Consider the following 21,853-nt stretch of genomic DNA (forward strand, 5'->3'; position numbering starts at 1 on the left):
GTCACGGGACCTCCCGGCCGGCGCCGGCCGCGTCCAGGCGTTCGCGCTGCGGGACGACGACATAGGCGGGGTCCCTGGTGGAGGCGACGCCCGCCTCGAAGGTGCCGAAGCGCTGCAGGACGCTCCCGGCGAGCAGGGCCAGTCCCGCCGCGGCCGCGGCCGGGCGGCTGCGCCGGGCGGCGGACACGGCCGCGAGCGCTCCCGCCAGCGTCAGGCCTTCCGAGGCCAGGCGCAGGCGGCGGGCCCGGCCGGTGGTGTACGCCCGGGGCACCAGGCCGGGCCGGTGCTCGATGAGCCGGGCCGCGACGACCTCCGCCGCCGCGCCGATCGCGCCGAGCCGGCGGGCGGGGCCCGCCTCGGCCGGCGGCACCACCAGCATGCCGAGCCCGGCGGCACTCGCCGCCGCCGACCCGGTGAACAGGAAGGGCAGCTGCCGGCGGGCGTCGTGCCAGGCCGGTACGGCCGTCTGGGAGAGCAGCACGGCCGTGTACGCGGCCAGTCCCGGCGCGAAGGCGGCCGCGGACAGACCGGCCGGCCGGGCGGCCCGGCACAGCAGCCGCCCGGGCAGGCCGGCGCGCACCCGGGCGGGCAGCAGCTCGGCCACGGCGGCAAGCCCGCTGCCGGGCCCGTAGGCCACGAGGATCCAGGTACCGACGGACATCGGCGAACTCGGCTTGGCGACCCGCAGCATGTGGTGGAACCGCTCGGGCCGGCCGAGGTCCGCGATCAGCAGTCCGGTGCTGGCCACCAGTGCGCCGAAGCCGCCCAGGCGTCCGGCCCGGCGCAGGGCGGTACGCCCCGTGAGGTCGGCGCCGGCGGCGAGCAGGGCGGAACCGGCCGACAGCCCGCCGGTGAACAGGTAGGCCGGCACCTCCCACGTCCACACCGGCGGCTTCAGCACCGGCCGGCCGTAGTAGGAGCGGAACTCCGGGCGCGGCTCGGCGGGCCGCTCGCCGTCCGCCGTCCGGGCGCCCGAGCCGAACGGGCGGGCGTGGACGTCGCCGGCTCCGGCGTCGCTGCGCGGTTCGCGCGGGGTTCCGTCGCCCCCACTCATCGCCGGCCTCCCTTCCAGAAGACGGCGGCGGACGCGGCCAGCAGGGCCGAGGCAGCCACCGCCGCGTGCTTCCACATGGACGGCAGATCACGCGTGGGCACGATCGGGTCCGGTGGCAGCCCGTAGACCTCCGGGTCGTCCAGCAGCAGGAAGAAGGCGCCGTCGCCGCCCACGCCGTCGTCGGGGTCGCGGCCGTACAGCCGTGCCTCGCCCACGCCCGCCCCGTGCAGTTCCTCCAGCCGCCGGTCGGCCCGCTCCCGCAGCTCGTCGAGCGGGCCGAACTGGATGGAGTCCGTGGGACAGGCCTTGGCGCAGGCGGGTTCCAGACCGCCGCGCAGCCGGTCGTAGCACAGGGTGCACTTCCAGGCCCGCCCGTCGTCGGGCCGCCGGTCGATGACCCCGTAGGGGCAGCCGGAGACGCAGTAGCCGCAGCCGTTGCAGATGTCGGGCTGCACCACGACCGAGCCGAACTCGGTGCGGAAGAGCGCCCCGGTGGGGCAGACGTCGAGGCATCCCGCGTGGGTGCAGTGCTTGCACACGTCGGAGGACATCAGCCAGCGGAACTCGGTACGGCTCTCGGCGCCGCCGGAGGCGCCGGGCAGGCCGAAGGAGGGGAAGCCGAGATCGACCGGACCGGTGCCCAGCTCGCCGCCGCCCCGCTCGGAGTCGCGCAGGGCGCCGGCCACCACCCGGTCCGTGGCCTCGGTGCCGGAGGGGCCGGTGGGCAGGCCGGACAGCCCCGCGTCCTGCCGGCCCAGCGGGCGCTGCTGCTCCACGAAGGCGACGTGCCGCCAGGAACTCGCGCCGAGCATTCCGGTGTTGTCGAACGACATGCCGAGCAGGTCCAGGCCGTCCTCGGGAACGTCGTTCCACTCCTTGCACGCCACCTCGCACGCCTTGCAGCCGATGCACACGGAGGTGTCGGTGAAGAAGCCCACCCGGGGCGGCGGGTCGGGGTGGCCGGCGTCCGCGGCGGGGTCGGCGAGGGGCCCGTACAGGCTGTTCTCGTCCATCATGGGGATTCCTCCGGGCCGTCCGGTTCGGTGTGGGTCGGCTTGTGCTCGCCGCCCGCCGTCACGATGCGGGTGCCGGTCCGAGCGGTGATCCCGGCCCGGCGGCGGTAGTCCTGCACGTACTGGAGCAGGGCGGGGCCCCTCGGCCTGCGGCCGGGACGGATGTCGCAGGTCGCCACCTTGCTCTCCTGGATGAACACATTGGGGTCGGCCACCACGCCGAACAGGTCGTTGACCACGTCGCCGCTGACGAGTCCCACCGGACCCCAGTGGTAGGGCAGCCAGACCTGGTGCACGACCCGGTCCTCGACCCGCAGGGGCGCCAGCCGGTCGGTGACCACGACCCGGGCGTCCACCGCGGTCCGGCTGGTGATCACATGGGCCCAGTCCAGATGGCGCAGGCCGCGCTCCCTCGCCAGCTCGGGCGAGACCTCCACGAACAGCTCCGGCTGAAGCTCCGACAGGTACGGCAGTTGACGGCTCATGCCACCCGCGGTGTGGTGCTCGGTGAGCCGCGCCGTGGTGACCACGAAGGGGAACACCTCGCCGTGCGCCTCGGGCGGAGCGGGGTTGGACGGGTTGTCGGGCCGCCCGTACACCTTGCGCGCCGGGTTGCCCTGCTGGCCGTGGAGCAGGTTGCGCACGGGTGACTCGTGCGGCTCGTAGTGGGTGGGCAGCGGGCCGTCGACCAGCCCGGCCGGGGCGAACAGCCACGCCTTGCCGTCCGCCATCATGATGAACGCGTCGTCACCGGCGAGGGCCTCGGGCCCCGAAGCCCCCTCGGGAGGCCGGTGGCCGGGCGGCTTGGTCCGCTCGAAGTCCGGGATGTCGTGCCCGGTCCACTCACCGCGCTCCTCGTCCCACCACACCAGGGCCTTGCGCTCGCTCCAGGGCCGCCCCTCGGGGTCGGCCGAGGCGCGGTTGTACAGCACGCGCCGGTTCAGCGGCCAGGTCCAGCCCCACTCCGCCTCGTACGGCCCCTGCTCGGACCCGGGCTTGCGGCGCCGGGACTGGTTGACCTCGTCGGCGTAGACCCCGCTGTAGATCCAGCAGCCGCAGGCGGTGGTGCCGTCGGCCCTCAGGTCGGCGTAGCCGTCGACCGTGCGTCCGCTGCGCAGGTCGATGCCGTTGATGTGGCGCAGCACGTCGTCGGCGGACGGCTCGTCGCCCTCGGTCCGGTAGTCCCAGGCGAGGTCGAGGACGGGGCGGTCGCGCTCGTCGGCCGAGCCGGCCAGCCTCTCCTTGACGAGCCTGCCGAGGTGGTAGAAGAACCACAGCTCCGAACGCTGGTCGCCGCTCGGCTCGACGGCCTGGTCCCGCCACTGCAGCATCCGCTGGGTCTGGGTGAAGGTGCCGGACTTCTCCACGTGCGAGGCGGCGGGGAAGAAGAAGACCTCCGTACGGCAGCGCTCGGGCACGATCTCCCCGGTCTCGGTCTCGGGGGCGTCCTTCCAGAACGTGGCGCTCTCGATCATGGTGAGGTCGCGGACGACCAGCCAGTCGAGGTTGGCCAGGGCCAGCCGCTGCAGACGGCCGTGGGCCGAGCCCACCGCCGGGTTCTGGCCGAGCAGGAAGTAGCCGAAGACCTTCCCGTCGATCATGTCCATGGTGGTGCGGTAGGTGCCGTGGTCGCCGTTGATCCGCGGCAGGTAGTCGAAGCAGTAGTCGTTCTCCGCCGTCGCCGCCTCGCCCCAGTACTCCTTGAGCAGCGAGACCGCGTAGGCGTCCGCGTTGCCCCAGAACCCCTTCTGGCCCGGGCGGCGGATGCTGTCCAGATAGCCGGCCAGGTTCTCGTGCGTGGTGTCCGGCATCGGCAGGTAGCCGGGCAGCAGGTTGAACAGGGTCGGGATGTCCGTGGACCCCTGGATGCTGGCGTGCCCGCGCAGCGCGAAGACCCCGCCGCCGGGACGGCCGATGTTGCCCAGCAGCAGCTGGATGATCGACCCCGCCCGGATGTACTGGGCGCCGACCGAGTGCTGGGTCCAGCCCACGCTGTACACCAGCGCTGCGGTGCGCTCCCGGCCGGAGTTCTCGGTCCAGGCCCGGCACACCTCCAGGAAACGCTCCCGGGGCACGCCGCAGATCCGCTCCACCATCTCGGGCGTGTAGCGGGAGAAGTGCCGCTTGAGCACCTGGAACACACAGCGGGGATGCTCCAGCGTCGGGTCGCTCGCGATGCGGCCCGCGCCGCCCTCGACGGACGGGCCGCCGGCGCCGTGCTGGTACGGCGCGGCCTGCTCCTTGTGCCGGGCGCCGCCGCGTTCCTCCGCCTCGACGCTCTCGTACGCCCAGCTGGAGGCGTCGTAGGAGGCGGTGGCCGGGTCGTACCCGCTGAACAGGCCGTCCAGGTCCTCGGTGTCCCGGTAGCGCTCGCTCAGCAGGAACGGGGCGTTGGTGTACGCCCGCACGTACTCCCGGAACTCCAGCCCGTGGGACAGGATGTGGTTGATCACGCCGCCGAGGAAGGCGATGTCGGTGCCCGTGCGCAGGGTGACGTGCTGGTCGGCCAGCGCGCTGGTGCGGGTGAAGCGCGGGTCGATGTGGATGACCCTGGCACCGCGCGCCTTGGCCTCCATCACCCACTGGAACCCCACCGGATGGGCCTCGGCCATGTTCGAGCCCATGATGACGATGCAGTCGGCGTTGGCCAGATCCTGCTGGTAGTCGGTCGCGCCGCCGCGTCCGAACGAGGCTCCCAGACCGGGAACGGTGGCGGAGTGTCAAATACGCGCCTGGTTCTCGATCTGCAACGCTCCGAGGGCGGTGAACAGCTTCTTGATCAGGTAGTTTTCCTCGTTGTCGAGCGTGGCGCCGCCCAGGCTGGCGAGGCCCATGGTGCGGCGGAGCGTGCGGCCGGCCGAGTCGGTGTCCTGCCAGCCCCTGCGGCGCGCGTCCAGCACCCGGTCGGCCACCATGTCCATGGCCGTGTCGAGGTCCAGTTCCTGCCAGGCGGTGCCGTACGGCCGCCGGTACAGCACCTTCTGCTCACGCTGGGGGCCGGTGACCAGCTGCTTACTGGCCGACCCCTTGGGGCACAGGCGGCCCCGCGAGATGGGGCTGTCCGGGTTGCCCTCGATCTGGATGACCCGCTCGTCCTTCACATAGACGCGCTGCGAGCAGCCCACCGCGCAGTACGGGCAGACGGAGGCCACCACACGGTCCGCGGTGTCCGTGCGGGGCGCGAGCCCCGCCGAGCGCCGGGACTCGGCCGCCTTGCCCCGCCCCAGCCGGTCCGCCCCCGTGATCTGCCGGTACACCGGCCACGCGCCGATCCACCGTTCCAGGCTCATGTGCCTGCTCCTTCTTCGGGGCGTTCACCGGTTTCGACGCTAACGCGGGGGCGGGGTTCCGCAAGTCGATGATGCGGGCGAGGCGAGCTGCTGCACCGAATGCCGAAAGCTGCATGAATACTGAATGATCACAATGGTCGCTGTGACGCCTCGCTTCGCAGGAAGAGGAGGACAGGGTGGTGGTTCTCGAGCCCTCCGCGTTCCCCCCGCTGGCTCTCGGCTTCTTCGGCCTCGGCACCGGTTACCTGATCTGGGGACCCACGGAGCTGGTCGGCCGACCCCGTCGCGACGAACGGGTGGACCGGTCGCTCGGCATGTGGGGAATCTGGCTGCCGGGACTCTGCCCGTTCGTCACCGGTGTCATCCTGTTCGTCGGCCTGACCTGGTTCCAGGTGTTCAGGGAACCGCTGCTGTACATGGCCGCGCTCGCGTTCTCGGCCTACGGCGTCCACTGGTTCGCCCTCGGGTGGAACCGCTGCCGCGGCGACGATCCCCGGCCGGACGCCGGCACGGCGATCGCCTACATGGTCCTCTCGGCGCTGGGCGCGACCGTGTTCTTCTCCGTGGGGGACTGGCCGGTGGGGATCTTTTTCCTCGGCCAGTTCGCCGTCCACCTCAGCGACCTCTTCGCCTCGGTCGGCATCGCCCTCGCCGAGCGCGCGCTCGGCCTGGTGCGCATCCTGACGGGCGCCTGGCTGATGTACCTGACGTTCGCGGTCACGGTGGACTTCACCCTCGGCCACCACTGGCCGGTGTGACCCGGTGAGTCTCTTGGGCACAATGGGGTGATCGCCAACGCTCAGGAGACGAAGGAACGATGGACTTCCGCGACGATGTGGATCTTGATGCCTCGCAGGTCGAAGACCGCGGCAGCGGCTTGCCCGGAGGCGGGCTCGCCATCGGTGGCGGCGTCATCGGGATCGTCGCCGTGATCGTCGCACTGCTCCTGGGCGTCAACCCCGCCGGCCTCCTCGACGGCTCCGGCTCGGACTCCGGCGCACCGCGGCAGGGGTCGGACCTGAGCGCCCAGTGCCGGACGGGCAGCGATGCCGACCAGTCCGAGAAGTGCCGCGTGGTCGGGGTGGTCAACAGCATCCAGCGCTACTGGCGGGGCGCCCTGCCCGAGCACGCCCAGCAGTCGTACAGCCAGGCACGGACGGTGCTGTTCTCCGGCGGCGTGAGCACGGGGTGCGGCCGGGCAAGCTCCGCCGTGGGCCCGTTCTACTGCCCGGCCGACCACGGGGTCTACCTCGACCTCGGGTTCTTCCAGGAGCTCGAGGAGAAGTTCGACGCCAAGGGCGGCCCGTTCGCGCAGGCGTACGTCATCGCCCACGAGTACGGCCACCACGTGCAGAACCTGCTGGGCACCATGAACCGTGTCGGCCGGGACCGCACGGGGGCGGAGAGCGCGTCGGTCCGTCTGGAGCTGCAGGCCGACTGCTACGCCGGAGTCTGGGCCAAGAACGCCGTCGCCACCGGCTTCTACGAGAAGCCGTTCACCGACGACGACATCCGCGAGGCCCTCGACGCCGCGGGGGCCGTCGGCGACGACCGCATCCAGGAGCGCGTCCAGGGCCGCGTCGATCCGGAGGGCTGGACCCACGGCAGTTCCCAGCAGCGCGTGCACTGGTTCACCACCGGGTACACCACGGGTTCCCCGGCCCGGTGCGACACCTTCTCCGGCGGCATCTGAGGAACGGGCCTCCATCCGCTCGTCCTTGCCGGACGCATCCCCATCGCGCCGACGCGACCGGCGAAACCGCGAAGACCGGCTGAGGCGTCGACGCACGGAGCCGGCCGCGGTCTGCCAGTTCCGCCAGACCGCGGCCGGCTCCGTGCGGTACGGGTGGGGTGGACCCTGGGGGCGGCAGCCGAGGACGGTGACCGAACCGATGACGCGGCCGGGTCCCAGGATTCCGGGGAGTTCCCGCAGGACCGGCTCCGCCAGGTCCAGCTCCTCGATCAGCAGCTCGTGCCCGTCGTACGTGACACGGGTGGCCGTCGGCGTGACGTCCATCGAGCCTCCACCCGAGCCCCGTCGCAGACCACGAACGGCCTGGCGTCCCAGTGCGGTTCGCCGCCCTCCGCGATGTCGACGCGGGCCCGCCACCTGGATGCGCCACCGTGGTGGTCGTACGCGACCGGGCCGGACGGTTCGGTCAGTTCCAGGCGGGCCCCGGGCCCCGAGGCGCGGTTCGCGGGCGGTGCGGCGGCCCGTGCCCTCGCGCTCGACGGCGACGATCGTGGGGTCGGCCGGCTCGGTGCCGGCAGCCGTGCGTCCGGTCACGAGCCGTGGCGATGGGGAGGCGGGTGCCGTCGCGGATGGCGGTGTGCGGGCCGGCGCCCGTCTCCACCGCGCGCCGATGTGCTCCGTCGGCAGGACGCCGGCCGAGCGGAGGAAGGGTCCCGTTCATTGTGGCCGTGGCTTCCGGCCGGGCGGCGCCGGGGGAGGGGTCTTGACAGGCGTCTGTCATGCAGCGTGCAATATGTTGCATGCCAGTGCCACAGGGTCGCGGACTCGTCTCCAGGTCACTCCTCCGGGACAACGCCTACCGGGCGATCCGGGACGCCATCGTCGACGGCACGCTCGCACCGGGGGAGCGCCTCAACGACAGTGACCTGGTGGAGTGGCTGGGGGTCAGCCGCACGCCGGTCCGGGAGGCGCTGGCGCGTCTGGAGCAGGCCGGCCTGGTGCTGACGAAGCCCGGCCGCTACACGATGGTCAGCCCGCTGGACGTCCGCGCCGTGCGGGCGGCCCAGTCGGTGACGGCGGCCATGCACGAGCTCGCCGTCCGCGAGGCAATGCCCCACCTGTCCGCCGCCGAACTGGACGCCATGCGCGAGGCCAACGCACGCTTCGCCGAGGCTCTGCGCCGCAATGACGTCGACGCGGCGATCGCGGCCGACGACGCTTTCCACGGCGTCGCCGTCACCGCCTGCGCCAATCCGGCCGTCCGCACCGTCCTGGAGCAGTTCACGCCGGTGCTGCGGCGGCTGGAGAGGCTGCGTTTCTCCTCGCTGAGCGGCCGGGGCTCGGTCGCCCAGCACGACCGGATCATCGGGTTGTGCGAAGCCGGGGACGTCGAGGGGGCCGTAGCCGCCACCCGCGCCAACTGGCAGACGCTGCTGCCCCTGCTCGACACCGTGCTCCCCGACGGCGACGAGCCGGACGGCGGATCCGGCGGCGTCTCCTCCCCGCACTGACCCAGCACACCGACGACCCACAGCCCCCAGCCCACGGCGGGCGCACCCTGCAAGGAGCCACAGATGTCCCTCGAGGCCTTCGAGCGTTACCCCCTGCTGTTCGGCCCCAGCCCGGTCCACCCGCTGGACCGGCTCAGCGACCACCTCGGCGGCGCCCGCATCTGGGCCAAGCGGGAGGACTGCAACAGCGGGCTGGCCTACGGCGGCAACAAGACCCGCAAGCTGGAGTACCTGATCCCCGACGCGCTCCGGCAGGGCGCGGACACCCTGGTCAGCATCGGCGGGGTCCAGTCCAACCACACCCGGCAGGTGGCCGCGGTCGCCGCGAAGGCGGGTCTGAAGGCCGTCCTGGTCCAGGAGAGCTGGGTGGACTGGCCGGACGCGGTCAACGACAAGGTCGGCAACATCCTGCTGTCCCGCGTCATGGGCGCCGACGTACGCCTGGTCCAGGCGGAGTTCGGCATCGGCTTCAAGGACAGCTGGCAGCAGGCACTGGAGGACGTCCGGGCCGCCGGCGGCACGCCGTACGCGATCCCCGCCGGAGCCTCCGACCACCCCCTGGGCGGCCTCGGCTTCGCCCACTGGGCCTACGAGGTCCAGCAGCAGGAACGCGAACTCGGGGTCTTCTTCGACACGATCGTGGTGTGCAGCGTCACCGGCAGCACCCACGCGGGCATGATCGCCGGCTTCGCGGGTCAGGACCGGCCCCGCCGCGTGCTGGGCATCGACGCCTCGGCGAAGATCGACGAGACCCGCGCCCAGGTGGCGAAGATCGCCCGCAACACCGCCGAACTCATCGGCCTCGGCCGGGACCTGCGCGACGACGAGATCACCGTCCTGGAGGGCTGGGCCGGCGACCTCTACGGCATCCCCGTCCAGTCCACCCTGGACGCCATCCGGCTCACCGGGCGCCTCGAAGGCATGATCATCGACCCCGTCTACGAGGGCAAGTCCATGGCCGGACTCATCGACCTGGTCCGGCGCGGAGACATCCCCAAGGACTCCAACGTCCTGTACGCCCACCTCGGCGGCCAGCCCGCCCTCAACGCCTACAGCGGCGTCTTCCGCTGAGCCGTGCGCGCACCCGTCCGGCCCCGGCGCCTCGGGTCCGCCGGGTGCGACCACCAGCGTCTTGATGCCGCGATCGGGGAAATCCCGCCTTGCGAACAGGAGTTCACGTACTGGGCTCGGTTCCGCTCCTGACCGGCGGCTGGAGTCCGTGCGCACGGCCGCCACCGATCGGACCGCCGTGGCCCGGGGCCTCGGCCGAGCCGTTCCGACACGGGCCAAGAGCTGAGCGTGACCGCCCGGCGCCCCGTGACCGCCGGGCCGGGCGGTCACGGGGCGCCGACCGCTGTGCGCGGCTGTGAGAAAGGCCACCTGACCTGGGCATCTCGTTTGACATTAGAGGTCCTTATGGCAGATAAAGGTGATGCTTTGGCCATCTGTTCACGCGGCGTGACATCTGCGGCGTGATGACGACGAACGCTGCGTGAATGAATGAGTCCTGACATGTCCCAGTCCGCCTCCGGCCGGTCCGCCGCCGCTCCCGTGGGGGAGTGGCAGGCCTGGCGCGCGGAGCGCCACCGCGCCCTCACCTCGCCGACCGGGAACCTCGCCCTCGTCGAGACCCGCTGGCTGCCGGCCGGCGAGCGCCCCGACGCCGAGGCCGCCCGCACCGGCCGGCCGCACACGGTGACCGTCACCACGCTCCAGCGCACCGACCTCGTCACCGGAGAGCCCGAGCACGGCCTGCGGTTCTGGGACGCCGACTCGCCCGCCGTCCGCCACTTCGACCGGGTCGACGCCTTCCCCTACGACCCCGCCTGGGTGCTCGAGGCCACCTACACGCCCGTACCCGGCGCCCGTCGCGTCCCCTTCGAGCACATCCGGGACAACGGCGGCACCCGCGACCTCGTCGTCCCCGGCGACATCACCCTCACCGTCGACGGCCGCGCCTACACCCTCAGCGCCTTCGACGACGACGGCTCCCTGCTGCTCGTCTTCGGCGACCCCACCAACGGCGGCACCACCTACGGAGCCGGCCGCTTCCTCTTCGTCCGGCGCACCGGGGACGACCACCGCGTCCTGCTCGACTTCAACCGCGCCTTCGTGCCGCCCTGCGGATTCTCCGACCAGTACAACTGTCCGATGCCGCCGCGGCAGAACCGCTTCCACCTGCCCGTCGAGGCCGGCGAGAAGCTCCCCGTCTTCCGCGGCGGCTTCCCCGCACAGCACTGATCGCCCCGTAGCTTCCCGCACCACAGCACGAAAGAGCCCCTCACCCATGCGCACCAACAAGACGTTCCTGTACGGCACCGCCACCGCGGCCACCCTCGCCCTGACCCTCACCGCCTGCGGCGGCTCCGGCTCGGGCGGCAGCGCCTCGGGCGGTACCTGGGACAAGAACGCCACCGTCAACATCGGCTCCCTGTACGAGCCGCAGAACCTCGACAACACCGCCGGCGGCGGCCAGGGCGTGACCGAGGCCCTCAACGGCAACGTCTACGAAGGGCTCTTCAGGCTCACCGACGGCGGCAAGGTCGAGAAGCTGCTCGCCGAGGACCACAAGGTCGGCGACGACGGGCTCACCTACACCTTCACCCTGCGCGACGGCGTGAAGTTCCACAGCGGCAAGCAACTGACCAGCCAGGACGTCAAGTACAGCCTGGAGAAGGTCATCGCGGACGACTCCCAGTCCGCCCGCAAGAGCAACCTCCAGGTCATCAAGGACATCGCCACCCCCGACGCGCGGACGGTCGAGGTCACGCTGTCGAAGAAGTCGATCTCCTTCGTCTACAACCTCTCCTACGTCTGGATCGTCAACTCCCAGGCGAAGAACCTGAAGACGACCGAGGACGGCACCGGCCCCTACACCCTGGCCAAGTGGACCCGCGGCTCCGCCCTCAGCCTGGACCGGTTCCCCGGCTACTGGGGAGACGCCGCGAGCAACAAGCGCGTCGTCTTCCACTACTACAAGGACGCGACCGCCCTGAACAACGCGCTGCTGACCAACGCCGTCGACGTGGTCACCAGCGAGCAGTCGCCCGACGCCCTCGACCAGTTCAAGAACAACCCGAACTACAAGGTCACCGACGGCAACTCCACCACCAAGCTGCTGCTCGCCTTCAACGACAAGGCCAAGCCCTTCACCGACGTCAAGGTGCGCCAGGCCGTCTCCGCCGCCATCGACGACAAGAAGCTGCTGCAGTCCGTCTGGGGCGACTACGGCAAGCTCATCGGCTCGATGGTGCCGCCCACCGACCCCTGGTACGAGGACCTCACCGAGGTCAACGCCTACGACCCGGCCCGCGCCGAGAAGCTGCTCGCCGAGGCCGGTTACGCCAAGGGCTTCAGCTTCACCCTCGACACTCCCAACTACGACCCGCACCCCACCGCCGCGACCTTCATCAAGTCCCAGCTCGCCAAGGTCGGCATCGACGTCAAGATCAACACGATCACGCCGGACGAGTGGTACACGAAGGTCTACAAGAACCACGACTTCACGGCCACGCTCCAGGAGCACGTCAACGACCGCGACCTCGTCTGGTACGGCAACCCCGACTTCTACTGGGGCTACGACGACAAGCAGGTCACGAAGTGGGTCCAGCAGGCCGAGGAGGCCTCCACCACCGCCGAGCAGACCGAACTGCTGAAGAAGGTCAACCGCAAGACCGCCGAGGACGCAGCCAGCGACTGGCTCTACCTCTACCCGCAGATCGTCGTCGCGAGCAGCAAGCTGTCCGGCTACCCGGTGAACGGACTCAACTCCCAGTTCCACGCCTACGACATCAAGAAGAAGGGCTGATGGCCCGCTACCTCCTGCGCCGCCTCGCCTTCCTGGTGGTGTCGCTGGCCCTGGCGAGCGTGGTGCTGTTCGCCCTGCTGCGCATGCTGCCCGGCGACCCGGCCAACGCGCTCACCGCGGTGGGCGCGAGCCCGGAACAGATCGCCGCGGCACGGCGGTCCATCGGATCGGACAGGCCGCTGCCCGAGCAGTTCACCCACTGGCTCGGGCAGCTGGCGAACGGCGACCTGGGCACCTCCTTCGTCAGCTCGCTGCCCGTCGGACCCGAGGTCACCTCCCGGCTGCACGTCACCGTGCCGCTGACCCTCGCCGCGTTCGTCCTCGCCGTCCTCATCGCCGTACCCGCCGGGTTCGTCGCCGCGCACAAACGGCACACCTGGTACGGCGCGCTGCTCAGCGGCGTGTCCCAGCTGGGCATCGCCGTCCCGGTGTTCTGGCTCGGCATGATCCTCATCGCCGTCTTCGCGCTGAACGCCGGCTGGCTCCCGGCCGGCGGCTTCCCCCCGGACGGCTGGTCGGAGCCGGCCGAGGCGATCCGCGCACTCGTCCTGCCGGTCGTCACCATCGCCCTGGTGATGAGCGCGTCCCTGATCCGCTACGTCCGCTCCGCCACCCTCGACGTCCTCGGCAGCGACCACCTGCGCACCGCCCGCGCCCTGGGAGCGTCGTTCGGACAGGCGATGTGGCGGCACGGCCTGCGCAACGCCTCCGTACCGGTCATCTCCGTCCTCGGCATCGAACTCGCCTCGACACTGCTCGGCGCGGTCGTCGTGGAGTCGGTGTACGCGCTGCCGGGACTCGGCTCCCTGCTCGCCACCGGCATCGCCCAGCACGACTACCCGGTCGTCCAGGGCGTGCTGTTCGTCTCCACCCTGGCCGTGCTGCTCATCGGCTTCGTCGCCGACCTGGCCCAGCGGATCATCGACCCGCGGCTGCGCGGCCGCCTCTCGGGAGGTGCCCGATGACCCGGGCGGACGTGCTCGGACCCGTACGGGACGAGAAGGCCCCGCCGCGCGGGCGCCGGCCGCGGCGTTCCGCCACCCTCGTCACCGGCTGCCTCCTGGCCGGCCTCATCGCGCTGCTCGCCCTGGTCTCCCTGTTCTGGCTGCCCTACCCCGCCGACGACACCTCCGGCGGACGGCTGGCCGGCCCCGGGGACGGACACCTGCTGGGCACCGACAAGCTCGGGCGCGACCTGTTCGCCCAGGTGATGACCGGCTCACGGATCGCCGTCGAGGCGGGCCTGGGATCGGTGCTCATCGCCGCCGCGATCGGCGTCACCCTCGGTGTGCTCGCCGCGTTCGCACAGGGCTGGCTCGACGACACCCTCGCGGCGTTCCTCGACATCCTGATCGCCTTCCCGACGCTGCTGCTCGCGATGCTCATCGTCGCCGCCCGCTCGGCGACCCTCGGCTCGGCCGTCCTCGCGATCGGCCTGGCGCAGAGCGCGGTCGTCGCCCGGCTGGTGCGCGTCCTGGTCAAGCGGGTGCTGGCGCAGGACTACATCACCGCCGCCCGCACCTCCGGCACCTCCTGGCCCCGGACCGTGGCCGGCCACGTACTGCCCAACATCTGGCCCACCCTCGTGGTCAACCTCGCTCTCCAGTTCGGGCTCGCCGTACTGGCCGAGGCCGGACTGTCCTACCTGGGGCTCGGCGCGCCCCCGCCGAACGCCTCGTGGGGCCGGATGCTCCAGGAGGCCCAGGCCACCTTCACCACCGCCCCGGCGGGCGCCCTCGCCCCCGGCATCCTGCTCGTCTTGCTCGTCATCGGCGTCAACCTCATCGCCGACGGCCTGCGCGACACCCTCGACCCGGCCACCCGCGGCAGGCGCGCATGACCCTCCTCGACGTACGCGGGCTGACCGTCCGCACCGGCGACGGCCGCACCCTGGTCGACGACCTGTCCTTCACCGTGGCCGCCGGCGAACGCCTCGGCCTCATCGGCGAGTCCGGCTCCGGCAAGTCCCTGACCACACTCGCCGTGCTCGGCCTGCTGCCCGACGGCATGACCGCCACCGGCAGCGTCGAACTCGCGGGCACCCAGATCATCGGCGCCCCCGAGAAACGGCTCACCGCCGTCCGCGGCCGGGACGCCGCCGTCGTCTTCCAGGAACCGCTCACCGCGCTCGACCCGCTGATGCGCGTGGGCCGCCAGATCGCCGAACCCCTCGGCAGGCGCACCGGCCTCAAGGGCAAGGACCTGCGGCGGGCGGTGGCGCACGCGCTCGCACAGGTACGGCTGCCCGACCCCGAGCGCATCATCCGCGCGTTCCCGCACGAGATCTCCGGCGGGCAGCGCCAGCGCGTGGCCCTCGCCATGGCCCTGGCCTGCGAACCGAAGCTGCTCATCGCGGACGAGCCGACCACCGCCCTGGACGTGTCCGTGCAGGCCGAGATGCTGGAACTCATCGACACGCTCGTCCGCGAGCGCGAGATGGCCGTGCTGTTCGTCAGCCACGACCTCGCCGTGGTGGCCAAGGTGACCGACCGCGCCCTGGTGCTGAAGGACGGGCGGGCGGTGGAGGAGGGCCCGGTCCACACCCTCGTCGGCGCGCCCCGCGAGGAGTACACCAAGGCCCTCGTCGCCAGCGCCCGGCAACTGGAGTCCGCCCTGGACCTGAGGAGCGCGCGATGACCCCCGTACTCGAACTGTCCGACGTCGCGCTGCGCCACCGGGGCAGCACGCACAACGTGGTCGAGGACGTCTCCCTCGCGGTCGAGACCGGACAGAGCCTCGCCCTGGTCGGCGAGTCCGGAGCGGGCAAGACCACGCTGCTGCGGCTGCTGCTGGGCCTGACCCGCCCCACCGCCGGCCAGGTCCGCTTCGACGGCGCCGCGCTGTCCGGACGGGACCGGCAGCAGACGCGCCGTTTCCGGCGCAGCGTCCAGTGCGTCTTCCAGGACCCCTACTCCTCGCTCGACCCGCGCCGCCGCGTGGGCGCCACCGTCGCGGAACCGCTGCTCTCCCTCGGCATCGACCGCCGCGCCACGGCCGGGCCGAAGGTGGCCGCGGCCCTGGAGCGGGTCGGTCTGCCGGCGGACGCGGCGGACCGCTACCCGCACGAGTTCTCCGGCGGACAGCGCCAGCGGATCGCCATCGCCCGCGCCACCGTCTGCTCACCGCGGGTCCTGCTGGCCGACGAACCCGTCAGCGCGCTCGACGTCACCACCCGGGTGAAGGTCGTCGACCTGCTGGCCGAGCTCAAGCAGGAGCAGGGGCTGACGCTCGTGATGGTCTCCCACGACCTGTCGGTCGTCGCCTCCCTGTGCGAGCGCACCGCCGTCCTGGAACGCGGCCGCGTGGTCGAACACGGCGACACCGCCCAGGTACTGGGCCGGCCCGCGCACCCGTACACCCACCGCCTGATCGACAGCGTGCCGCGGCTGCCGGCCTGAGCATGACGGCAGTGCCTACCAGGCCACCGGCAGCTCCAGGGGAAACCGCCTGATCGTCTCCGTGTCCCACCGCACCTCCTGCGGCGGCACCGCGAGCCGCAGCCCGGGAAAGCGCTCCACGAGCCGCCCGACGGCCACCTCGAGCTCCGCCATGGCCAAGGGCATCGCGATGCACCGGTGCCCGCCCCAGCCGAACGTCATGTGCGGGCGGACCGGCCGGTCGGGGTCGATGGCGTGCGGATCCGAGTAGCGCCGCGGGTCACGGTTGGCGGTCAGGTACGACACGTGGACGAAGTCGCCTGCCGGGATCAGCACACCGTCCAGTTCCACGTCCTCCAGAGCCACCCGGGGAATCCCCACGCCCTTGCGGAACGGGATGTGGCGGAGCAGCTCGTGCAGGACGTCGGTCAGCGTCCCGGGCCGGCTCCTGAGGCGCTCCATCAGCTCGGGGCGGGTCAGGAGCAGATACACGATGTCGCTGATCTCGCAGGTCGCCGTGTCCTGGCCGCTGAGCGCCAGTGTGAGCGCCATGACCGCCAGCTCCCTGTCGTCGAGCTGCTCCTCACCGTCCCGCGCCGCGGCCATCGCGCTGATGAGGTCCGCGCCGGGTGAGCTCCGGCGCTGTTCGACGAGTTTGGCGAAGTAGGTCGTCAGATCGGCCTTGGCGCTCGCGGAGGCCTCCTTGTTGTCCGCACCCACGACGAGCAGTTGGCGCACGGACTCCTGGAGGCGGGGCCACTCCTGCCGTTCGATGCCGAGGAGGTCCAGCACGGTCTGCTGGGGAAGCGGGTCGGACAGGTGCTGGACCAGATCCGCCGGCGGGCCCGCCTGTTCCATCTCGTCCAGCAGCTGGTCCGCGAGCCGGACGATCCGGTGCCGCATGCGCTCGACCTGCTGCTGGGTGAAGGCCTGCGAGGCCAGGTGACGGACGCGGCTGCTGTGCGGCGGGTCCATCACATTGATCGACTCGGGCGAGACGATGGGCTCGGGCGTCATCCGGGGGTAGTCGTGGCCGATGATGCCCGCCCGGCTGAAGCGGTGGTCGGTGGTCACCTGCTTGACGGCGTCGAAGCCGGTGACCAGCCAGGCGTCGGCGTCGCCGTAGCGAAGCCGGATCCGTGCGGGGGACTCACGGCGCATCAGGTCCGCGAGCGCGGGGTCGAACTCCAGGGCTTCGCTGAAGTCGAACGGGCAGCTGACCGTCTCGTTCTCGCCGGTCATCAGTTGGCTCCTCCGGGCAGGGGTACGACGTCGGTGGTGCCCACGGCCCGGCGAAGGGCGCGTGCGAGCCCCGCCGTGCCGCAGGCCGTGAGAACGGGCTGGACCTCCCCGGCCATCGTCACCAGGGCACCGCTGAGCGCGGCACGCGGACCGCGGGCGAGGGCGGCAGGGGCGTGGCCGTGGGCGTGCGGACGAACCCACCGGACACCCGGCCGGTCCGCGGGCTCGGCGAGAGCACGGTTCCCCTGCCCGGCGGCCAGTGCTCGGCGCCGGGACGCGGTGCATCGAAAACGGTTCTCGTGCTGTCGCTGATCAGTCATGCCGTCTGCCTCCTGGCGCGATGGAATCACGACAGACAGCACGGACCCGTGACCCGCTCCGCCACGCCCCGCCAGGTGGGCTAACGGCCCCTCCCCACCGCCTGGATCCAGGTGGACCGAGGCGATCACGTCCGCACGCCGGCGGCTCCCCGGACCTCTGGCCACGCCTGACAACCGCCGTGCGGCAGGCACTGCACGGACACCCGGACGCACTCGTCCGGCCGGCCAAGGAGTTCTACGCACCCGTCTCCGACCTCCGCACGGCCGGGACCCACCACTTCGCGGCGATGGCCTTCTCCGTGGTCTGCCACGACTACGCCGTCCCGCACGACCGCGGCGCGTCCCTGCCCGTGCGGCAGGACCAGCTCCTCCAGGGCCGGCAAGGGATCGGCGACCGGCCCTTCGCCCCCTTCTCGGCGGCAGGCTGGACCGAAGGCTCCATGGACACCGTCGACGCCTGCCTGCGCCGGCCCGGCCGCACGGACACCACCTACCGGCCCACCGGGCCCATGCCCGACGTCCCCGTCCTGGCCGGCGACCTGGACACCAACACCGGCGCCGCCTACGGCCGGCAGGCCGCCGCCCAGTTCCGCCACTCCACCTTCGTGCTCGTCCCCGGGGCAGGCCACACCTCCGACCACGGCCCCTGTGCCACAAGCCTGCTCAACGACTTCGTCCGCACAGGACACCTCACACGAACCTGCACCACCCCCTGACAAGGCGCAGCCCCCGGCCCACCACTGTCGGCGGCCGTCCGAGCCGCCGTCGACGAGGCGGGCCACGAGCTCGTCGGCCGAGCCCGACGCTCCACCGGTGGACAGGCCGACCGGCGCGCACGACGTTGCCACCGGCGCCGGGACGGGCGGCTCGGCCGATGCGGCGCAGCCCGACCCGCGCCCGGCCCCGGTGCACGCCGACCAGGTCCCGGACGCCGGGCGGGGGTGTGAAGGCAGCGCACCGGGGTCTCACATCCGGCGCGGCGTGGCGGGTACAGGTACAGCTGTGAGGATCATCAGTGAGAGCCCGCAGCGGACCAGGAGCGGCCCGTGGACGGCCTGCGCGGCCGTCGCCGTGACCGCGACCGCAGTGGCCGGTGCCCGCGCGGTCGACGCCGACAGCACCTGGTACCGATCACTGGACAAGCCGGCATGGCAGCCACCCTCCTGGGCGTTCGGCGCGGTGTGGACACCGCTGTACGCGACGATCGCCTGGGCCGCGGGACGGGGGCTCGGCCGGGCACGCGGCCGTGACCGTGCGGGGCTGGCGGCCGGCCTGACGGTCAATCTGGCGCTGAACGCGGCCTGGAACCACCTGTTCTTCCGGCGAAAGAGCCCGAGGGCCGGTCTGGCCGGCACCCTTCTGCTGGACCTCAGCAACGCCCAGCTCATCCGCCGCATGGCCGTCACCGATCGTTCGGCCGCCAAAGCCCTGGCCCCCTATGCGGCCTGGTGTCTGTACGCCACCGCCCTGAACTTCTCCCTGGCCCGGCGCAACCGGCCGGGAGACCACCCCCCTGCCTGTACGCCGCCGGCGACAGAACAGCCCCTGGGGCGACCTGCTCGGCACTGACCGCGGACCCGTCCGTTGCCGGGGCACGCGACAGGAGAGAACACAGCCACCCCGCCGGTGCCCCGGCCCGCGTGCCGGGCTCAATGCCTCACGCGCCTTCTGGACGCCGCGGATGGTTCATCACGTAGGTCCGGGTGGCGAGCAGGAGCAGGATCCCCCACACCAGGAACGACATGTCCCAGACGAACAGGCGCCACAGCAGCGGCTTCCACTCGACGGGGCCGGAGGGGGTGACCACGCCGAGCGCCACCAGGAGCAGGCTGCCGACCTGCAGGGCTCCGTAGACGGTCAGCAGTGCCGCGCCGCCCCAGCCCACGGTGAGCATCAGCGGGCGGGGGACGACGCGGCCCCACGGCCGGACGAGCGACAGGGAGAAGAGAGCGCCCGCGATCTTGAGTGCGCCGGTGATCCAGACGACGGCGATGAATCCGGGGTCCCGCCGTCCGGCCATCCGCTGGATCACGCCGCCGAGGGTGTCGAGGCCGAAGGTGCCTCCGGCCGCCCAGTAGAAACTGAACAGGCCGAAGACGAAGGCCAGTACCGCGGCCGCGTATCCGGCCCAGGGCCTTGGCCGTCCGCCGGATTCCCGAACTGCTGGAACATTCATGCCCGCCGTCTGCTCTCTTCCCTCGTGACGTCGTCGCTGTGGTGGGAAAGGGTCCCCGTTCCGCCGGCCGCCCTGCTGGGCCACGACATCGTGGACGGCCTTGAGGCTGCCCACCCCGGGCAGCGCGGACCGCTTTCGCGCTTCGCTCGCCCCGGGTGGTACATGCCCAACGAGAATGCTGTCGTCCGGGGTGAGCGGGTCAAGCGGTTTCCCGATCGCGAACCAACTTGATATCCCGATGCCTGGCATGCTGGCCATGCGCGGCGCCATCTTGCTGGATGTGGCCAGTGCGGACGGAGATCACCTGGTGACACGTCACCGGCCGCGGCATCGGTACATCCGGTGTCCCGGCACTCCGGGCGCTTCGGCAGTACCGGACTGTTCGGGGGAGGGGGTGTTTCATGGGGTCCGGATTTCGTGTCGGTGTTCCCGGGCCGACAGGCTGGACAACCGACCGCGCAAGGCCCTCGGCCGGACGAACCCGCCTTCGTTCATCCGGTCGTTGAAGGCGACGGCCTGTTCACGCGGGCCGGCGTACGGCGGCGTGAGCCGGAGCGGACAGGCGAGAGCGGCACCGCCCGGGCCACGTCCGGCCCCGGCGGTGCCGCTCTCCCGCGCGTGTGCCGTCGCTCAGTGCGCGGCGACGCCCGGTACGTCGCCCGCGCCGTTCCTCGCCTCCTCGGCACGGCTCTTGATGCCGATCACGGCAGCCACGGCACCGATCAGGCACAGGATTCCGGTCACGGCGACGGCGGAGTGCAGACCGTTGACGAACGCCTGGCCACTGCCCTCGACGACCGCGGCCCTGATCCGCGTCGGCATGTCGGAGGAGACCGGGGCGATGCCCATCGCGACGGCGTCCTCGGCCTTCTCGAGACCGTGGGCCACGGCAGGGGGGACACCCGCGCCGGTGAGCTCACCGAACAGCGAGGAACCGACCTTGCCGGCGATCACGGTGACCAGTACGGAGGTGCCGAGAGCGCCGCCGATCTGCAGCATGGTGGACTGCAGGCCGGAGGCCACACCGCCGTCCCTGACCGGTGCGTTGCCGATGATCGCGGCGGCGGTGGCGGGCAGCACGATGCCGACGCCGAGACCCATCGCGACGTACGGCGGCCACATGGTCGCGTAGGAGGAGTCGACGCTCCAGGTGAGCATGGAGAACATGGCGGCGGCCGACAGGACCAGACCCAGCGGGATCGTGACGCGCGGGCCGAAGCGGGCGGTCAGCTGAGAGCCGATCGGAGAGGCGAACAGCGAGGCGATCGACATCGGCAGCGTGCTGATACCGGCCTCGACCGGCGTGTAGCCGCGCACGTTCTGCAGGTACAGCATGATGAAGAAGATGCCGCCGAGCATCACGAAGAAGTTCAGCAGGGTCATGACCGCACCGGTGGTCAGCGACCGGTTGCGGAACAGGCGCATCGGCAGCAGCGGGTGTTCCTGCCGGGTCTCGTACCAGCCGAAGAGGACCAGGAGAACCAGGCCGAGCACGATGGAGCCGAGGGTTCCGGCGGAAGTCCACCCCCAGGTCTCGCCCTTGACGATGCCGAAGACGAGCGCGAGCAGACCCGCGGCGAGCAGGACGACACCGGCGATGTCGAAGCGGTGATGACCGGTGGAGTTCTTGGACTCCGCGAGAACCGCCATGCTGAACAGCAGCGCGACGACGCCGATCGGCGCGTTCAGGTAGAAGACCGCCGCCCAGTCGACGTGCTCGACGAGCAGACCGCCGACGATCGGGCCCAGCGAGGTCGAGACGGCCGAGACCATGCCCCAGATGCCCACCGCCGACGCGAACTTCCTCGGCGGAAAGACAGCGCGCAGGATGCCCAGGGTGTTGGGCATCAGGATGCCGCCGCACAGACCCTGCAGGGCACGGAAGGCGATGACGCCCTCGATGCTGCCGGACAGGCCGATGGCGACCGAGGTGACGACGAACCCGCCGACGCCGACGAGATAGTAGAAGCGCCGGCCGAACCGGTCACCGAGCTTGCCACCGAGGATCATCGAGGCGGCGAGCGCGAGCAGGTAGGAGTTGGTGACCCACTGCAGCTCCGCGGTGCTGGCATGGAGGTCCTTGCCGATCGCCGGGTTGGCGATGGCGACGACGGAGCCGTCGAGCTGCACCATGAGCAGGCCGAACGACACCGCGATCAGGGAGAGCCAGGGGTTGCCCCGGCGGCCCGCGGGCTTCGGCCGGGCGGAAGCAGCCGTGGCCGGGGCGGAGATATCCACGGAAGTGGACGCCATGGAGAGAGCCGTTTCTTTACTCAAAGGGGACGAACGGAATACATGAGGAGCGGCCGCGCTGCCACAGCCGGCCCGGTCGTCCTCGCCGGCCGACGAAGGGGCGGGGCGGGGTACTC

19 protein-coding genes are annotated in these 21,853 nt (G+C 71.7%); 12 read left to right on the top strand and 7 right to left on the bottom strand.

Annotated elements, in window-relative coordinates:
• Position 1: 1 nt before the first annotated feature.
• Genes nrfD through fdh form a run of 3 tightly spaced genes read right to left on the bottom strand, consistent with a single transcriptional unit; the run spans position 2 to position 5,357 of the window.
• Positions 2-1,054, bottom strand: coding sequence for an NrfD/PsrC family molybdoenzyme membrane anchor subunit (nrfD, locus tag C1I97_RS00710; RefSeq protein ID WP_111001250.1), 1,053 nt, complete (start codon positions 1,052-1,054; stop codon positions 2-4).
• Positions 1,051-2,070 carry a 4Fe-4S dicluster domain-containing protein gene (locus C1I97_RS00715; protein WP_111001251.1) on the bottom strand — a complete coding sequence of 340 codons (1,020 nt, stop codon included), beginning with the start codon at positions 2,068-2,070 and terminating at the stop codon, positions 1,051-1,053. The genes nrfD and C1I97_RS00715 overlap by 4 nt, the downstream gene beginning before the upstream one ends.
• The gene (gene fdh / locus C1I97_RS00720; RefSeq protein WP_111001252.1) at positions 2,067-5,357 is read right to left on the bottom strand and encodes a formate dehydrogenase; all 3,291 of its coding nucleotides are present in this window, start codon (positions 5,355-5,357) and stop codon (positions 2,067-2,069) included. The genes C1I97_RS00715 and fdh overlap by 4 nt, the downstream gene beginning before the upstream one ends.
• 176 nt (positions 5,358-5,533) lie before the next feature.
• Between fdh and C1I97_RS00725 the strand changes: the two genes are divergently transcribed.
• The 10 genes from C1I97_RS00725 (at position 5,534) to C1I97_RS00775 (ending at position 15,767) form a co-directional block, all read left to right on the top strand.
• Positions 5,534-6,115 carry a hypothetical protein gene (locus C1I97_RS00725; RefSeq protein ID WP_220040761.1) on the top strand — a complete coding sequence of 194 codons (582 nt, stop codon included), beginning with the start codon at positions 5,534-5,536 and terminating at the stop codon, positions 6,113-6,115.
• Positions 6,116-6,174: 59 nt separating this feature from the next.
• Positions 6,175-7,050: a KPN_02809 family neutral zinc metallopeptidase gene (gene ypfJ / locus C1I97_RS00730; protein ID WP_111001253.1), complete on the top strand. Its 876-nt coding sequence runs from the start codon at positions 6,175-6,177 to the stop codon at positions 7,048-7,050.
• Between the two features lie 800 nt (positions 7,051-7,850).
• The gene (locus C1I97_RS00740) at positions 7,851-8,561 is read left to right on the top strand and encodes a GntR family transcriptional regulator (RefSeq protein ID WP_111001254.1); all 711 of its coding nucleotides are present in this window, start codon (positions 7,851-7,853) and stop codon (positions 8,559-8,561) included.
• Between the two features lie 63 nt (positions 8,562-8,624).
• Entirely contained in the window at positions 8,625-9,632 is a 1,008-nt protein-coding gene (locus tag C1I97_RS00745; RefSeq protein WP_111001255.1) for a 1-aminocyclopropane-1-carboxylate deaminase, read from the top strand.
• 441 nt (positions 9,633-10,073) lie between these two features.
• Positions 10,074-10,802, top strand: a complete 729-nt coding sequence (locus C1I97_RS00750; RefSeq protein ID WP_258382356.1) for a DUF1684 domain-containing protein — start codon at positions 10,074-10,076, stop codon at positions 10,800-10,802.
• Between the two features lie 46 nt (positions 10,803-10,848).
• On the top strand, positions 10,849-12,369 hold the full coding sequence (locus tag C1I97_RS00755) for an ABC transporter substrate-binding protein (RefSeq protein WP_111001257.1): 1,521 nt from the start codon (positions 10,849-10,851) through the stop codon (positions 12,367-12,369).
• Entirely contained in the window at positions 12,369-13,334 is a 966-nt protein-coding gene (locus C1I97_RS00760; protein WP_111001258.1) for an ABC transporter permease, read from the top strand. The genes C1I97_RS00755 and C1I97_RS00760 overlap by 1 nt, the downstream gene beginning before the upstream one ends.
• Positions 13,331-14,209 (top strand): ABC transporter permease, encoded by an 879-nt coding sequence (locus C1I97_RS00765; RefSeq protein WP_111001259.1) that lies wholly within the window; start codon positions 13,331-13,333, stop codon positions 14,207-14,209. The genes C1I97_RS00760 and C1I97_RS00765 overlap by 4 nt, the downstream gene beginning before the upstream one ends.
• Positions 14,206-15,006: an ATP-binding cassette domain-containing protein gene (locus tag C1I97_RS00770; protein ID WP_111001260.1), complete on the top strand. Its 801-nt coding sequence runs from the start codon at positions 14,206-14,208 to the stop codon at positions 15,004-15,006. The genes C1I97_RS00765 and C1I97_RS00770 overlap by 4 nt, the downstream gene beginning before the upstream one ends.
• Complete coding sequence (locus C1I97_RS00775) at positions 15,003-15,767, top strand: ABC transporter ATP-binding protein (protein ID WP_111001261.1); 765 nt, start codon at positions 15,003-15,005, stop codon at positions 15,765-15,767. The genes C1I97_RS00770 and C1I97_RS00775 overlap by 4 nt, the downstream gene beginning before the upstream one ends.
• A gap of 15 nt (positions 15,768-15,782) precedes the next feature.
• Here C1I97_RS00775 and C1I97_RS00780 read toward each other — a convergent pair whose 3' ends face one another.
• Positions 15,783-16,988 carry a cytochrome P450 gene (locus C1I97_RS00780; protein WP_111001262.1) on the bottom strand — a complete coding sequence of 402 codons (1,206 nt, stop codon included), beginning with the start codon at positions 16,986-16,988 and terminating at the stop codon, positions 15,783-15,785.
• Complete coding sequence (locus C1I97_RS39170; protein ID WP_146608123.1) at positions 16,988-17,308, bottom strand: hypothetical protein; 321 nt, start codon at positions 17,306-17,308, stop codon at positions 16,988-16,990. The genes C1I97_RS00780 and C1I97_RS39170 overlap by 1 nt, the downstream gene beginning before the upstream one ends.
• A 179-nt stretch (positions 17,309-17,487) precedes the next feature.
• On the opposite strand from C1I97_RS39170, the gene C1I97_RS00785 reads away from it, so the two are divergent.
• Positions 17,488-18,024: an alpha/beta hydrolase gene (locus C1I97_RS00785; protein WP_111001263.1), complete on the top strand. Its 537-nt coding sequence runs from the start codon at positions 17,488-17,490 to the stop codon at positions 18,022-18,024.
• Between the two features lie 286 nt (positions 18,025-18,310).
• Positions 18,311-18,877, top strand: a complete 567-nt coding sequence (locus C1I97_RS00790; protein ID WP_111001264.1) for a TspO/MBR family protein — start codon at positions 18,311-18,313, stop codon at positions 18,875-18,877.
• An 88-nt stretch (positions 18,878-18,965) separates the two neighbouring features.
• Here the strand turns inward: C1I97_RS00790 and C1I97_RS00795 are convergent, their stop codons facing one another.
• Both C1I97_RS00795 and C1I97_RS00800 read right to left on the bottom strand, forming a co-directional pair.
• Positions 18,966-19,484: a DUF3995 domain-containing protein gene (locus C1I97_RS00795; RefSeq protein ID WP_111001265.1), complete on the bottom strand. Its 519-nt coding sequence runs from the start codon at positions 19,482-19,484 to the stop codon at positions 18,966-18,968.
• 630 nt (positions 19,485-20,114) lie between these two features.
• Positions 20,115-21,737, bottom strand: coding sequence for an MFS transporter (locus tag C1I97_RS00800; RefSeq protein WP_111001266.1), 1,623 nt, complete (start codon positions 21,735-21,737; stop codon positions 20,115-20,117).
• Positions 21,738-21,853: the final 116 nt, after the last annotated feature.

The organism is Streptomyces sp. NTH33, from assembly GCF_003236365.1.
GTDB lineage: Bacteria > Actinomycetota > Actinomycetes > Streptomycetales > Streptomycetaceae > Streptomyces.